The sequence below is a fragment of the Devosia naphthalenivorans genome, from assembly GCF_003056355.1.
GTDB lineage: Bacteria > Pseudomonadota > Alphaproteobacteria > Rhizobiales > Devosiaceae > Devosia > Devosia naphthalenivorans.
The window spans coordinates 70523-85277 of the sequence record NZ_PYVW01000007.1 but is presented as its reverse complement, the minus strand read 5'-3'; the positions used below and the strand labels follow the sequence as shown (position 1 = coordinate 85277).

Genomic DNA, 14755 nt, shown 5'->3' with positions numbered 1-14755 from the left:
GGCCCCAAGTTCCGCAAACGCGATTCAGCGGATAATTTGGACAGTCTATCACAAGTTGGGAACGGCGGGGCGCCGGCTTGGTTTAACCCGAAGAAGGAGTTCGACCATGTCAAAACACCTACCCCCAATTCCACCGCAGAATCGCAGCCCCAAGGGCACTGGCGGGAACGATCATCTCGATGAAACCCAGACCAATGACTCGGCGCCGCAGGGCGCGCGCAACTACGACCAGCAGGGGCGCCAGGGCAATTCGAAGCAGAATACCACCAATCAGGGTTATCAACAGGACAGGTGAACCATGTCTACCTCTGACAAGACCGACACCGCCAACCGCCACCATGGCGGTCCCGGCAGCAGTCATCAGCGGCCCGATCTTCCCGATCCGACCGAAGGGCGCGGCCCCCAGCCGGGTCAGCCCACCAATGGGCGGCAGTCCGATGTATCGGGCGGCGGCGGGGTGCGCGATAGCCACCATACCCACGACCCGCGCGACAAGGGAGAGACGTGATCGATCGCGCGGAGCGAGTAACGGGCAGATGCGTTGAGTGAGTGCCTTGCCGGTCAACGGCAGGGCCTCGCCTTGGAAGGATAGCAAATATGAGCAATGAGATCCCAACCGAACGCCAGCCCAAGGGCGACCACAATCGCCGCCTCGCGCTCGGCATCGAGCCGGAGGCCTTTGCTGCGGAGGCGGGCGTCACGACAGAGCAATTGCGCGAATACGAGCGCACCTCGCCTGACCATCGCTTCGATGCGGAGGTGGCGCGACGGGTCGGCGAAACGCTGGACCGGCTCGAGGGTGTGCTGCCCAATTTCGAAACGGGTCGGGACAAGCCCGCTCCGGGCGCAAGCGTTCCCGGCGTGGGCCTTGATGCTCCCCCGGAAGAGGAGCGCTACGACGGCAATGAAGAGGTGGCGCCTCGCTACGACACTTCGGGCGAAGATGACGCCATTCGCGGGAACCGGTAGCGCGGCAAAATTGTCAGGTTAACCGGCGAACCCGGCTGGCTCGCCCTGCGTTGGGCATGCAGCAAACAGGAGAATTGCTCATGGCCAACGAACCCAAGCCCCCGTTTCCCGACCAGAAGCAGCCGATCCCCGGCAAGACCGCCGCGATGAATCCTGTGCCCGATCATGGCGAGGACAGCTACAAGGGCAGCGGCAAGCTCGAAGGCAAGAAATCGCTGATTACCGGTGCCGACTCTGGCATCGGCCGGGCGGTTGCGATCGCCTATGCCCGCGAGGGAGCCGATATCGTGGTGTCATATCTGAGCGAGCACGAGGACGCCGAGGAAACCAAGCGCCTGGTGGAAGAGGCCGGGCGCAAATGCTGGTTGGTGCCGGGGGATATCTCCAAGCCGCAGCATTGCCGCGAACTGGTGCAACAGGCCGTCAAGGAGCTGGGCCGCATCGATATCCTGGTCAACAATGCGGCGCACCAGGACACGTTCGAGGACATCACCGAAATTCCGGACGAGGAATGGGAGCTGACCATGGCGACCAATATCTCGGCCATGTTCTATATCACCAAGGCCGCCGTGCCGCACATGCCCGAGGGCTCCTCGATCATCAATACGGCCTCGGTCAATGCGGATAGTCCGAGCCCGCAATTGCTGGCCTATGCCACGACCAAGGGCGCCATTCAGAACTTCACGGCGGGCCTTGCGCAAATGCTGGCGACCAAAGGTATCCGCGCCAACACCGTCGCGCCGGGGCCGGTCTGGACCCCGCTCATTCCTTCGACCATGCCGCCCGAGAAGGTCAAGAATTTTGGCAAGCAGGTGCCGATGGGTCGTCCGGCCCAGCCCAAGGAATTGGCGGCGCCCTACGTGATGCTGGCCTCGGCCGAAGCGAGCTATATCTCGGGCGCGACCATCGCCGTGACGGGCGGCAAGCCGATCATCTAAAAAAACAGACGCACCTGCCCGCGCCACGCTGGCAGGTGCTTTTCCATGCCGGTTTGTACCCCCTGAGCGAGGAAATCCTATGAGCCAGCTCGATGCGAGCTATGCCGCCGGCAAGCTTGACCGGATCTTGTTCTGGATAGCCGCGGCGTTGCTGACGCTGTTCTCGCTATGGGTGATCTGGGTCGAATGGCCCCGTATCGCCCCTCCCCACGGGCTGTGGGATTTCGGAGCCTTTCTGGCGTCGGGGCGCGCGGCCGCGGAAGGGCTAAACCCCTATGGCATCTATCCGCCCCTGACGCCGCATGTGGTTTTTCCAGGCTTCGAGGCGTGGAACCCCAATCTCAATCCACCGGTCTCTGCGCTGCTGTTTCAGCTGTTCGACCTGGCGCCGCCGGAGGTGAGTTTTCGCGCCTGGTCTTGGATTTCCATCGGGCTTTATGCGGCGACCATAGCGCTCCTTCTGCATCGTTATGCGCGGGGACCGGAGGCGGTGGTGCTGATCGCCTGGGCCGGGGCGCTGGCGGGGTTCTGGGACACGCTTTATCTGGGACAGATCTATATTCCGCTGGTGCTGGCGGCGGTGGGGGCCTGGCTGCTGCTGGAGCGCGGCGAGCATGTCTGGGCCGGTGTGCTGATCGGGCTCGTGATTGCGATCAAGCCCAATTTCCTGGTGTGGCCGGTGCTGTTGTTTCTCGCCGGGCATCGCAAATCGAGCCTGGTTTCGGTGGGAACGGCTGCGGTAATCAGCATCATTCCGGTGTTGTTCTTCGGGGTGGAAATCTACCGGCAATGGGCGGAACTCGTGGTGTCGGATGGCGAGCGGGCGATGTTTTTGACCAATGCGTCGCTGTCGGGCTTCACTGCGCGGGCGGGCATTCCCTATCTGGGGCTGGTGCTGAGCGGCACCATGCTGCTGGCGCTGGCGGGGTGGGCACTGTGGAAGCAGCCTCCGGTTGTGCAGGCGAGCAGCTTCGCTTTGGTGGCCGCAGTGCTTGCGTCCCCGCTGGGGTGGATCCACTATACGCTGTTCCTGTTGCCGGTGATCGTGTCGCATTGGCGGTTCTGGCCGATGTGGCTGGTGGCGGCAATGCTGTGCATTCCCGTGCCGATGATCATCAACCAGTTTGGGGCACCGACGAGCGTGCAACTGACCACCGGATCGGCCTATGGCTGGGCGCTGGTGCTTTGCCTAGTGACGTTGGTGGTCTCGGCGCGCCGGACATAGACGCGCCAGTCAGCGATTTCATTGGCTAGTGTAAAGTGGGCAGCCAAATAACCGGCATAGACCCGGCTCATGCCGCGCGCGGTCCACACTTCAACCGGCCATTTGGGCTCCATGATGATCTTGGCATCAGCCAATATGCCCTCGGCGGGAGGATACATGTCGTCGTCCAGCGTGCGGCCCCAATGGTACCAGGGGCTGTCGCCGCTGGGGGGAGCAAGGCCCAGGCCCGCGGTGAAAGGGCTGACGAAATCAAACACCACGACCCGTTCGATTTCGGTATCGAGGGTTGACAAGGCTACGGCGCCATCGGCCAGCGAGCGGTTGTAGCGGGAGAAATTGCGGTAAAGTCCCTCATTGGTGACCTGCACCAGCCGGACGCCAGCCAAGCCCGGAAGCGTGAAGTCGTCGCCCTGCTGGCTCAGCGCGAGGCCGGTGTGGAGGATAAGTCCAAGCCCGTTCTGGGCGGTGACGGGCAACATGAGGATGGCCAGCAACAGGGGCAGGCCTAGATGCAATCCTTTGCGGGGCCAGTGAGCGGCCAGAAGCTCGGCGGCAACGGCGGCGCCGGCGGCAAGGCTGAGGATGCCGACGATCTGGAAGTTCTGTTCGATGATGAGTATGCCCGTGGCGCCGCAGAAGCCCAGGAACAGCAGATCGCGCCAGCTGCGGCGCACAAGCAGCAGGATGGCGGCAAACACCAGGGCCACGGCGATATCGGCCAGGTTCTGCAGCACGATGGTGGTGAGGCGCTGGAGATCCGGCAGGTCACCGCTGACATTGCTCGCCAGCTTCACATCGGCAAGGTAGGTCGCTGTTCCTCCCCAGATCGCCTCGATCAGGAGCATTGCGACGACGCTGCCGAGCAGGGCCATCGCCGCCCAGCGACGGGCAGTCCAGTCGATCAGCATGAAAAGGATAAAGGCAATGGCGACGACGCCATAGCTGATCTTGAGATAGACCAAGAACAGCGTGAGCGCCGCAGCACAGCCGGCATCCAGCACCGGCTGGCGGGAACCATCCCTTGGCGGCAGATACATGACCAGGAGCAGGCCGAGGGCCGTCCAGCCCAGGCGATTGTAGAACATGGCGAAGGACAGATCGCCAATTCCCTCGCCGGGGTTGAGCGGCACGGCGGCAATCAGCAGCAGGAACACCGCCAGCGGAATGCCGGTGATCGGGCGCATGCGGCTGCCGATCACCTGGGCGGCGATCAGGGCGAGGAACACGGTTGCCAGCGCCATTCCCAGCGGCATGGCGGCGCCGAGACTCCCCATCAGCGCATAGCCAAAGGCGGGCAGGTAAAATGCGAGCGGACCAAGCGAGGAATGGAAATCCCGATTGGGCACCTGACCCTGCACAATGCGATAGGCGCCATCGAGGAAGATGAAGAGGTCATTGACGTATTTGGTCGTCACAGTCTGCCCCGGCAGGGCGAGAACCAGCGCGAGGACGAGCCCGATCAGGAGGACGATCCAGCCCAGCGACAGCGCGGGAACGCGCACAGTCTCCCGGGCTCTTTGCTGGTCCTTGGCAATGGGAGGTGTCGTCATTGCCCGTTCCTCGAAACGTAGACTTTCCACCCTTCCGTGGCGCTGATGAGTTGGTAATTCCCGGCAACGAAGGGCCCGTAAAGCTCCTCCAATTGCCGGCTGTTAATGCCGATTTCCGGTATCATCACAATGGCCACGTCCTCGAAAAGCTCCGAAGGTGCCGGGTGATGGGCGGCGCTGACATTGCGGCCCCAATGCATCCATGAAATATCGCCGCGCGGTGGCTGCAGCCCCATGCCGGCGGAGAACGGGTTGGAGAAGTCGAGCACCAGAACCCGGGCGGGATTGTCGAATTTGGCAAGCAGGGAAGCGCCCTTGGGGAAGGTGCCGATGTATTTTTCGGTGAAGCCATTATCGCCCGGCGACCACAGGCGGCCAAACCGCACATCGGTGAAGTTGGGCAGGTTCAGGGGCGTTCCGAAATTCGATAGCGCCATGCAAGCATAAAGCACGAGCCCAATGGCATGCTTGACCATCGGGGGCAGGACCATGAGCCAGAACAGCAGTGGCGCCCCGGACCAAGACCGGGCGGCTGGCGCATAGCGCAGATGCGTTTCGGCGGCGACGACCCCAGCCGCAAACAGCGTGATAATGCCCCAGCCATGGGCGTTCTGGGAAATGATCAGGATGCCCGAGGCGATGCAGAGCCCGTAAAAGCACAGATCGAGCAGGCTGCGGCTGCGATAAAGCGCGAGTGCGGCAAGCACCAGGGTGAGTATCAGATCGGTGAAATTGTTGAGCACGGCCCGGACCAGCAATTGCACGTCGCGCTGGCCGCTGACCTTGGCGGTGTCGATCAGATCCTGCACATGGGCGAATGAGCCGCGCCAGACGAGTTCGACCAGCAGCATGCCGCAGCCGACAAGGCCAAGCGCAGCGCCGGCCCAGCGCCGCTGCCTTGGGTCGAGCGCAAACAATAGCAGCAGCGCAAAGGCGGTCGGGGCATAGGTTATCTTGGTATAAAGCGCCACCAGCACCAGAGCGGCGGCGCAGCTCGCATCCTGCCACCAATGGGGTGCGTCGGGCGCCTGTGGGCGCAGGTAAAGCACCGCGAGGAGCGCCAGCGCAGCCCAGCCGATGCGGTTGTAGTACATCGCAAAGGAGACCGAGGAGAGCGGATCGCCCAGATTGGCCGGAAGCGCCAGGATCAGCAGGAGAAAGGCACCGAAGGGCAGGGCCAGCATGGGCCGAAGGCGCGAGCCCAGGACGTGGACGAACACCGACGCCAGAACCAGGATCAGCACGGCCATGCCGACGGGCAGGGCACCACCCATGCGGCCGGTCAGCCAGAGGCCGAGCGCGGGCAGGTAATACACCAGTGGGCCAAGGGCTGTGTGGAAATCACGGTTGGGAACCTGGCCGAAGGCGATGCGGTTGGCGCCATCGAGAAAGATCAACACGTCGTTGACATAGGCCGTGGTGATGGTGCGACCGGGTACGGCCAGCAATAATGCGGCAATGAACGCAAGGGCCCAAATGGCGGTGTTGGACCGCGACGGGGTGATCTGCCGTGTCACTGCAGGTCGTCGGGGCGCTGGAAGATGCGCCAGTTCGGGGTCTGTGCAGCGGGCTCGAAATTCTCGGAAACAAAGGGCAGGTAGGCCGCGCCCATGGTGCCGATACCACCGGCGGCGAGGCGCTCCAGCACGGTGGAGGTGTTGCCCAGCATCTCGGCGGCGGGGATCTGGTGGATTTCGTTCTGGTGATGCCCCCACCGCAGATGCGCGGTATCGCCGCGGGCTGGCTGGAGATCGAGGATCAGGGAGAAGGGGTTGGGCCCGCCGAGAACCACAAGCGGCGCGGCTGGTTGATCGAGCCCTTCGATGGCGCCGAGGCCATCGGCAACCAGATCGGTGTACCACCGGCTGCCGCCGAAATCGCCCGGAGTCCAGAGATCGGCAAGGCGCACGGCCTCGAGGCGAGGCAGGGTGAGCGCCTGCCCGCCATTGACCAGGGCCGTGCCAGCGTGGAGCGAGAGGGCGATGGCGCAGTGCACGATGGTGGGGAAGAGAAAGCCGAAGAGGTAGAGCTTGACGCCGGCGGGATTGACCAGCGCGCCAACCGGGCGTGCGTCGGCGCGGCGCATGTCGCGCAGGATGGTTTCGGCCACGGCCGCGGCGGCGGCGTGAATGACGATCATGCCCCAGCGCTGATCGTTCTGATTGAGGAGCCAGAAGCCGGCAAGCCCGCACAGGACGGCAAACAGCACCAGGCGTAGGCTGAAACGCCGCCATGTCGCGATGCCGACCAGGAAGCCGAGCAGCAGGTAATCGGCCGTGTTGCCGAGGAACAGATCAAGCCATTGCCGTGGCGTGAAGCGCAGCCAGCCGCCCGCGGAAAAGGCGAGGAGGGAATCCTGCCAATAGGCGAGCGAGCCACGCCAGAACAACTCGATCAATCCCGCTACGGCGGCAGCGAGGATGAGCGCTGTGCCCGCCCAGAGCCACTGGCGCCGGCCGGTCAGCATGAACAGGAGAAAGCCGACTGCCACAATGCCATAGGTCGCGCGGCAATAGATCAGCAGGAGGGTGAGGACGGCCGCGCAGAGAATATCGAGCAGCAGGGTGGGCCGCCCGGTTTCCGGCGGCAGGAACATCACGAGGAGCAGGGCCAGGCCAACCCAACCGATGCGATTGTAAAACTGGCCAAAGGACAAGGCGTTGACCGCGTCGCCCAGATTCATCGGGACGGCCAGGATCAGCAGCAGGAAACAGCCGAAGGGCAGGGCAAGCGCCGGCGACAGGCGCGAGGGCAGGATATGGGCCGCGATGGCGCCGAACGGCAGCAGCAGCAGGGCCATGCCGACCGGCAAGGCGGCGCCGAAGCTGCCGGTGAGCCAATAGCCCAGCCCCGGAATATAATAGGCCAGCGGGCCGATGGCGGAGTGGAAATCGCGGTTGGGCACCTTGCCCCAGGCAAGGCGGTGCACGCCATCGAGGATGGCGAACAGTTCCTCCAGTGTCCGCGTGGTGACGGTCTCGCCGGGAACCGCCAGCAACAAGGCCAGCACGGCGCAGGCGATCAGCAGGGCGCGGGCGGGATGGCGCTGCAGTGTGTGCCAGCCGGTTGCAAGGACACCGGATGAGGCGGGGGGCGCCAGCACGCGCTCCATGCTAGAGCCGCATCTTCTTGAAGATGGGTTCGGGAATGGCGCGCACGGCCATCATCACGGGCCGCCACAGCTTGCGTACGTAGAGCACGTCGCGCTTCCTGCCTTGCACCGCGCCGAGGATGGCGGCGCCCACCTCGCCGGGTTCGGCCGTGAGCAGGGGCGGCAATTTCATGCCCTCGGTCATGCGGGTGCGCACGAAGCCGGGTTTGACCGTGATGACATTGATGCCGCCGGGACTGAGCCGGTTGCGCAGGCCGGAGAGGAAGGCGGAAAAGCCGGCCTTGGCGGCGCCATAGACATAGTTGGAGCCACGGCCACGATCGCCGGCGACGGAGCTGACGCCGACAATGGTGCCACTGCCGCGCTGTGCAAAACGCTCGGCGATCATGCCAAGAAGCAGCGCCGGACCTTCGAAATTGGTGCGGATGACCTTGGAGGCGTGGTCGATATCACCCTGCGCCTGCTGCTGGTCGCCCAGTTCCCCAACGACGCAGACCACGGCATCGGGCAGGACCGGAAGCCCGTCGAGGAAGGTTGCAAAGCCAGAGGTATCAAGGATGTCGAGGTGAAGGAGGCTCACTTCGCTGCCGCTGCGGGCTGCGATGTCGTCGCGGTTGCGCTGCGCTGTTTCGGTGTTGCGCGCGGTGAGGAGCACGTTCCATCCGGCACCGGCAAAGGCCTGTGCCGTCGCATGCCCGATGTCGGACGTGGCTCCGATCAGCAGCAGGGTTTGTTGCGCAGTGCTCATATGGCAAGCCTCTCGGAGAGTTTGGATGCGATCTGACCTTCAACGCCGATGTGACGCCGCAGATCCTGAAATTGCGCAAGGGCGGGATAGCCGGCCCGGAACGTCGCGCGGGACTGGCGCGCGTCCTTGGCAAGGTAAAGCCGTCCACCGGCCCGCGTAACCACTTCGTCAATCTCATTGAGCAGGGTGAAGATATCATCGCGCACATGGACGTCCAGCGCCAGCGTATAGCCGGGCATGGGAAAAGACATCATGCCCTGGCCCTGGCCCAGCTTCTTGAGCACGGCAAGGAACGAGGCGCGGCCGGAGCGGGCGAAGCGTTCGAGGATTTCGCTCAAGACCGCATGGGCATTGTCGGGCGGCACGACGCATTGATGCTGCAGGAACCCCCGGCGGCCATAGATGCGGTTCCAGCGATCCACGCCATCGAGCGGGAAGAAATAAGGATTGTAGTGCACCAGCGCGGCGGCATCCCCATTTCGCGCGCCCTTGCGGAAATAAAGCTCGTTGAACGCCAGTACCGAGGCACGGTTCAATGTCCAGCCGGGCAGGTCGAGCGGCACGCTGAGCCTGGCGGGCCTCGAAACGGCCAGCATGTCGCCGTGGCGCGCGGCTTCCATCTCGCTGCGGCTGGCATGTTCGCCTGCATAAACCAACGAGCGCCCAAGCGAGCCGCCACCGGCCAGGCAATCGATCCACGCGACGGAGTAGGTGACGTTATCGGCTGCATCGAGCGCCGCCAGCGCGGCGGCAAGGTCGGGGGCGACTGTGGTTTTCTGGGTGATGAAGGCGGTTTCTATGGGGCGTAGCTTTATACTCGCCTCGGTGATGATGCCGGTGAGCCCCATGCCGCCAATGGTGGCGTGGAACAGTTCGGTGTTCTCATCGGGCGAGCAATGGTGGGTTTCTCCGCTCGGCAGCACTAGCTTGAGGCTTTGTAGGAGCGCCCCGAAGCCGCCATCGCGGTGATGGTTCTTGCCGTGAACGTCCGAGGCGATCATGCCGCCAAGGGTCACATGCTTGGTGCCGGGCACCACGGGCGGGAAAAAGCCGCGTGGCACGAAGGCGTCGAGGATTTCCGACAGCAGCAGGCCGGCCTCGGCGGTGAGCACGCCCGTTGCGGGATCGAAGGCCTTCATGCGGTTGAGCCGCTTGGCGGAAACGCTGATCCGGCTGCCGATGGCGGCATCGCCATAGGCGCGCCCATTGCCGCGGGCGATCATGCCATGGCGGTCATGCAGCAAGGCGGCCAGCTCGCCCGGTGCGGAGGCCACGAGCATTTCACTCTCGTGCCGCGGGAAGCGACCCCATCCCTCCAGCAGCATTCAGGCGCTCTCCGTCCGGAACGTATAGCGTTTGTCCAGAGCATATTTGGCGCAATAGCCGATGGCCAGACCCAGCGCGCCGCCGGTGTATTTGGCGAAATCGGTCTGCCAGATCACCCAGGCGGTGATCTCGAAGGCCCAGAAGATCACCGTCGTGCCAACGCTGAAAAGGGCATAGAGGCTCACCTTGCGCATCTCGCTCCGGCCCGTGGTGTAGTCGTCTTCGAACACCCATTTCTTGTCGAGAACATATTTGACGGCAAAACCGGCGGCCGTGCCGAACAGGATCGAGAGCACGAGGGGCGCCATCGGCAGCGCCACGATAACCATGTGCTGGGCCATGAAATTGACGATGGTCGAGATCACGGCGAACAGCACATAGCGAAAAGCGGTCATGCTGACGCTGGCCGCGCCGGTGTCGCGCGCAGGGGTGAGCTGGAACAAGTTCTGATGCCTCCGCTTGCCAGCTACATTGCGCCGACGACCATGGCGCCGGCAAGCGCCAGAGTCACGATGCTGACGCGGTCCTTGAGGGCAAACACCATCGGATCGTCGTGCATTTCACCACGCTGCGCCAGCACCAGGGCACGGCCCAGCCAAAACGTTAGGACGGGTGCGACCAGCCAGAGAATTTCGGGGCGGCTATAAAGAGCCTCCGAAGCCTCGTTGGTGGCGTAGAGGATGAACAGGGTGATCGACTGCAGCCCCGCAGCGGCGGCAAGTGCGCCCACCATGAAGATGTCGTCGTTTCGATAGTCGCGGCTGGAGCTGTCGCCCAGATGCGCCTTTTTGCGCGCGCCCAATTCCACGAAGCGCTTGATCAAGGCCAGCGACAGGAACCAGGCCACCAGGAAGGCAAGCAGGTAGAACGAGGTGGAAACGCCGATTGCGACCGCCCCGCCGACGACGCGCACCGTATAGAGCCCGGCCAGCGCCATCACGTCAGCCAGCAGCATGCGCTTGAGCACGAAGGAATAGGCGGTGGTCAGGGCATAATAGCCCAGCAGCACCCCGAGGAACGGCAGGGAAATGGCCGAGGCGATGGCGATTGAAATGCCGAACAGGATCGGCACGGCCATCACTGCATCGGCCAGTGGAATGGTGCCGCTCGCCAGCGGACGCAGGCGCTTGCTGGGGTGGCCGCGGTCATCCCTGATGTCGACGAGGTCGTTGAGAATGTAGACGCTCGAGGCGCAGAGCGAAAAGGCAATGGCCGCGACGAAAACGGTCAGCAAGGCCTCAAGCTCGAAGATCTGGCTGGTGATCAGCGGTACGAAAACCAGGGCGTTCTTGGCATATTGGTGCACGCGCATGAGACGCGCCCAATCCTTCCAGCTCGTCTGGTCGTGGTGCAAATGTTCCACGTCATCGAAGCGCCGGGCCAAGGTTCGGCCCACCCGGCCATTGGCGCGGATGGCGAGACACTTGGCGGCATGGGGCCACACTTCAAGGTCCGCCTTGTCATTGCCGATATAGTCGAACTGCCGGTCGCCGAAGGCATCGACGAGGATCTGTGCCTTGACGTGGCCCGAGCAGTTGGAACTCCTGGTGGTGGCGAACCAGCCGTCGAACAGGCCCAGATGCTCGGCAACCGCACTCACCAGCCGCTCGTGGCTGGCCGAGGCCAGGTAGACCGGCCGGCCGGCGTCGCGGGCTTCGCTGATATATTGGAGCACCACCTCGTCATAGGGCAGGACGGAAGGGTCGAAATCATCGGGCAGGGACAGATGGTCCTTGAGCGCGGACTTGCCCTCGCGCAGGGCCTTGAGAATGCCTAATATGGCGTGGGGGCGCTGGCCCAGCTCGGAAAAAGCCGCTTCGATCAGCAAATCCGAGCGGAGCAACGTGCCATCGAGATCGACGACCAGCGGGCGCAATGCGCCCAGTTCAGGCCGGATGGTGTCGCTGTCATTGTCGGGACGCGCTACCTCGGGGAAGGAGAAACGTCCCTCAAGGCTTGTTTCGGGTTGCCGGTGGGCTGGTAGTGGGTGAATGGCGTATTGCTCTGACCTGCTCAAGTTCCACCTCTGCCGCGTGGTTGTTTGGGTGGGCCGCCTGGATGGCCCGTTTGCGGCGGGTTAACAGCGTCGGAGAGCCATTGTTCCGCATCGCTGCCATGGCTAATCTGCATTAACCAAGCTGGCGCCCGAGGCGAGGGGACGAAAAGGCGAGCAATTTCAACAAAAAAGCCCCGCGCGGGGGCGGGGCCTTCGCTCGCGAAAATGTGAGCAGGGCTCCAACCGCCGCAAGGGGAGCAGGCCCGGGTCCTGCCCCGAGCTTGCTTCCCCTTAGCTTGCGATCCGCTTCGATCCTGCCCTCAAAATTCGCGCATCCGCTTCCGGGTTGATGCGGAGAACCTCCGCGATCCGACCACAAGCGGCATCAAACCCTACCGCAGACGCGTAAACTTTGAACCGCTTTGCAGCGAAGGGCCAAGGGAACGCAAATTCGTCGAGGACGTTTATCTGTTGCAGGTTTGCCCCTGCGACCTCCAAACTCCCATGGATGACCCCGGCTCATGCACACGGCCGGGGTCGCTTTTTTATGGGATATGGCAGGTGGCCCTCAGGCGATCTCGGCCCGGGTCAACTGGTTCAACCGCGTCATCAACTTAAGCGCTTCCAGTTCGAGCTTTTCCCGATCCACTTCGGTGAAGTCGCGCGGCTTGTCGTCCAACAGGGCGAGGACGCCGATCACGGTGCCGTCTGGCCCCTTGAGCGGCACACCGGCGTAAAAGCGTACGCCGTTCTCAAGGAAGAACCGGTCATTGGCGAATTCCTCGCTTTCGACCACATCCGGCAGGATGAGGGTCGCTTCGCTGGCCACGACGCTCTGGCTGGCGCCGTTGATCTCGTCGTGTTCTTCGACCACGGTGAGCGCGCGGAATTTGCTATCCACAATGTCCATGATGGCCGTGGGGGCATTGCTGGCGCTGGCGATATCGCCAAGAGCCTTGGCGAGAGGACCGTCCGAATGAGCGAGCTGCCGCAAGCGGTCGAGTGCCGCATCATCGATGGCGGGAACGGCAGTGGGCTTCTGTGGGGTATCGGCATGGACCAATTCGTCCACCGCCAAGACGGCTTCCGACAATCCGGGCACGATCCGAGCCACGCCCCAATCCTGCTTGCGATCACCGCTCACGGGAGGCACGCCAAGAGCTACCGCTATGATCTTTATGCCCGAATGGCGGCGCGACAAGCGGCGGGCAACCAGGCGCGCATGGCTGCGCGGGCTTTTGTCGAGATAGCAGAGGCAGATGACCTCGACCCCTTCAAGCGCCAATTGACCGATGCTTTCCTGCCGGATCGCCAGCGGCGCGAGGGCCTTGACCGGGCCATTTTCCGGCTTGATGAGGCGCATCAGGATCTGCGCCGCCGCGTCATCCAGTTCGGTGCGTCCCCCGATGCACAGCACGCGCGGCTTCTCGCTCGCCGTAAGGTCGGCCTCGATTTCAATATCGATGTCGTCGATGACGGCGCGCATGCTGTCCATCACGTTGCGGCGGTGGGAGAGGTCCGAAACATCGAGGGATAGGTCCATCTCGGCCAGCAGCAGCGCCGGGACGGCCACATCGAGATAGAACTTGGACACGTCGTTGTCGGCGATATGCTCCTCGGCCAGCTCCACCGCTTCCTCGACATTGCCCGAGACCAGGCGCTGATACAGCCGTTCGGGCTGGCTCAGGACCGGCTCGCTCCCCAACAGGGTTTCAAAGAACGCCAGCTGCGGCACGTAGCGGCCAAGCACCACCAGACAAACGGTAATCGGGGTGGAGAGGATCAGCCCGATCGGTCCCCACAGCGTTGCCCAGAACATGGCGGCGACCAGCACCGCCAGCGGTGACAGGCCGGTGCTGGAGCCATAGAGCCGGGGCTCGATGGCATTGGTGATGGTCATCTCCAGCGTCACGAACAGCCCAATGGAAGCCAGCAGCATGAACCAGCCCGGGTCCACCGCGAAGGCCAGCATGAAGGGGATGCTCGCGGCCATCAGCGTTCCGACGAACGGGATATAGCGGAACAGGGCCGCCAGCAGACCCCAAAGCACCGCATTGGGCACGCCGATGAGATAGAGGCCGGCGCCGAAGACGATGCCATAGCTGAAATTGACGCCGAACTGCACCAGCAGATAGCGCCCGACGCGGGCCGCGGCTTCGTTCATTACCTTGGTGCTGGTGCGCAGATCGCCCCGGCTGACGAGCTTAAGGAAGCGGTCGCGCAGATCTTCGCGCTCGAGCAGCAGGAAGATCAGGAAGACCAGGACAATGGCGCCGGTGGCCAGCGGCCCGAGCACGGAGCCAAGCACGCCCTGTAACAGATCGAGCGGCCCGGCCCCGCCATTGGTGATGGTGACGGGCGTGGGTGGAACGACGGTTTCCTCCGCGGGATTGGGGAAGTCACCGGTCAACTGGTCGATTGCGCCCATGAGGCTGTCGAGGAACTGCCCACCGCCCATGGTTTCCTGCAGGGATTGGGTCTTGGCGGCGACAGTGCTTTGATAGGCGGGCAGGTCGGACGCGAGCTTGACCAGTTGCGTTGCGACCAGATAGCCAATGGTACCCACCAGCGCCGCGGCCAGGCCAACGGCGATCAGGATGGCGAGAATATGGGGAACGTGCAGCCGCCGCAGGCGCCGGATCAATGGGGCCAGGGCAAAGGCCAGCAGAACGGCCAGCACCAGCGGCACGAGGATGCCTGAGCCCAGATAGAGCACCACAATGGCAATCAGCAAAAAACCCGCTGTAATCAGCGGATTGCCACGCTCAGAGGGCCGGACATAAATGGGCCGCACGGGTGGTGCGCCGAACTGTTGATCAGGCAAGGCGACGCTCCTCAAGCCAGTGATGTGAGCGCGGCCGCCCCCGGAGGAGCGACCGCGCCGAAGTTTC

Annotated in this window: 13 protein-coding genes; 5 read left to right on the top strand and 8 right to left on the bottom strand. The window is 63.5% G+C overall.

Going from position 1 to position 14755, the window contains the following annotated elements; all coding sequences use genetic code 11:
- Window positions 1-106 precede the first annotated feature (106 nt).
- The 5 genes from C8264_RS11035 (at window position 107) to C8264_RS11015 (ending at window position 3132) form a co-directional block, all read left to right on the top strand.
- Window positions 107-295, top strand: coding sequence for a hypothetical protein (locus tag C8264_RS11035; RefSeq protein ID WP_108461032.1), 189 nt, complete (start codon window positions 107-109; stop codon window positions 293-295).
- A gap of 3 nt (window positions 296-298) precedes the next feature.
- Window positions 299-508 carry a hypothetical protein gene (locus C8264_RS11030; protein ID WP_108461031.1) on the top strand — a complete coding sequence of 70 codons (210 nt, stop codon included), beginning with the start codon at window positions 299-301 and terminating at the stop codon, window positions 506-508.
- Window positions 509-597: 89 nt separating this feature from the next.
- Window positions 598-969 carry a hypothetical protein gene (locus C8264_RS11025; RefSeq protein ID WP_108461030.1) on the top strand — a complete coding sequence of 124 codons (372 nt, stop codon included), beginning with the start codon at window positions 598-600 and terminating at the stop codon, window positions 967-969.
- 80 nt (window positions 970-1049) lie between these two features.
- On the top strand, window positions 1050-1907 hold the full coding sequence (locus tag C8264_RS11020) for an SDR family oxidoreductase (protein WP_108461029.1): 858 nt from the start codon (window positions 1050-1052) through the stop codon (window positions 1905-1907).
- Between the two features lie 79 nt (window positions 1908-1986).
- Window positions 1987-3132: a glycosyltransferase family 87 protein gene (locus C8264_RS11015; RefSeq protein ID WP_108461028.1), complete on the top strand. Its 1146-nt coding sequence runs from the start codon at window positions 1987-1989 to the stop codon at window positions 3130-3132.
- Here the strand turns inward: C8264_RS11015 and C8264_RS11010 are convergent.
- From C8264_RS11010 to C8264_RS10970, 8 genes are all read right to left on the bottom strand, one after another.
- A complete protein-coding gene (locus tag C8264_RS11010) occupies window positions 3072-4682 on the bottom strand; it encodes a hypothetical protein (RefSeq protein WP_108461027.1) in 1611 nt (536 codons plus the stop codon). The two genes, C8264_RS11015 and C8264_RS11010, sit on opposite strands and share 61 nt — an antisense overlap.
- Window positions 4679-6199 (bottom strand): hypothetical protein, encoded by a 1521-nt coding sequence (locus C8264_RS11005; RefSeq protein WP_108461026.1) that lies wholly within the window; start codon window positions 6197-6199, stop codon window positions 4679-4681. Before C8264_RS11005 ends, C8264_RS11010 begins: the two co-directional genes overlap by 4 nt.
- Entirely contained in the window at window positions 6196-7785 is a 1590-nt protein-coding gene (locus C8264_RS11000) for a hypothetical protein (RefSeq protein ID WP_162783580.1), read from the bottom strand. Before C8264_RS11000 ends, C8264_RS11005 begins: the two co-directional genes overlap by 4 nt.
- A 10-nt stretch (window positions 7786-7795) precedes the next feature.
- Window positions 7796-8542, bottom strand: a complete 747-nt coding sequence (locus C8264_RS10995; RefSeq protein ID WP_108461024.1) for an SDR family oxidoreductase — start codon at window positions 8540-8542, stop codon at window positions 7796-7798.
- Window positions 8539-9822: an FAD-binding oxidoreductase gene (locus C8264_RS10990; RefSeq protein WP_245893077.1), complete on the bottom strand. Its 1284-nt coding sequence runs from the start codon at window positions 9820-9822 to the stop codon at window positions 8539-8541. Before C8264_RS10990 ends, C8264_RS10995 begins: the two co-directional genes overlap by 4 nt.
- 45 nt (window positions 9823-9867) lie before the next feature.
- Window positions 9868-10311 carry a GtrA family protein gene (locus C8264_RS10985; protein ID WP_245893075.1) on the bottom strand — a complete coding sequence of 148 codons (444 nt, stop codon included), beginning with the start codon at window positions 10309-10311 and terminating at the stop codon, window positions 9868-9870.
- 23 nt (window positions 10312-10334) lie between these two features.
- Window positions 10335-11885 carry a UbiA family prenyltransferase gene (locus C8264_RS10980; protein WP_245893074.1) on the bottom strand — a complete coding sequence of 517 codons (1551 nt, stop codon included), beginning with the start codon at window positions 11883-11885 and terminating at the stop codon, window positions 10335-10337.
- 547 nt (window positions 11886-12432) lie between these two features.
- Window positions 12433-14688 (bottom strand): AI-2E family transporter, encoded by a 2256-nt coding sequence (locus tag C8264_RS10970; RefSeq protein ID WP_162783579.1) that lies wholly within the window; start codon window positions 14686-14688, stop codon window positions 12433-12435.
- Window positions 14689-14755: the final 67 nt, after the last annotated feature.

Bases quoted from the DNA above. Each gene is read 5' to 3' on its own strand.
- C8264_RS11035 (WP_108461032.1), top strand. From the start codon at position 107: ATGTCAAAACACCTACCCCCAATTCCACCGCAGAATCGCAGCCCCAAG.
- C8264_RS11030 (WP_108461031.1), top strand. From the start codon at position 299: ATGTCTACCTCTGACAAGACCGACACCGCCAACCGCCACCATGGCGGT.
- C8264_RS11025 (WP_108461030.1), top strand. From the start codon at position 598: ATGAGCAATGAGATCCCAACCGAACGCCAGCCCAAGGGCGACCACAAT.
- C8264_RS11020 (WP_108461029.1), top strand. From the start codon at position 1,050: ATGGCCAACGAACCCAAGCCCCCGTTTCCCGACCAGAAGCAGCCGATC.
- C8264_RS11015 (WP_108461028.1), top strand. From the start codon at position 1,987: ATGAGCCAGCTCGATGCGAGCTATGCCGCCGGCAAGCTTGACCGGATC.
- C8264_RS11010 (WP_108461027.1), bottom strand. From the start codon at position 4,682: ATGACGACACCTCCCATTGCCAAGGACCAGCAAAGAGCCCGGGAGACT.
- C8264_RS10995 (WP_108461024.1), bottom strand. From the start codon at position 8,542: ATGAGCACTGCGCAACAAACCCTGCTGCTGATCGGAGCCACGTCCGAC.
- C8264_RS10990 (WP_245893077.1), bottom strand. From the start codon at position 9,822: ATGCTCGTGGCCTCCGCACCGGGCGAGCTGGCCGCCTTGCTGCATGAC.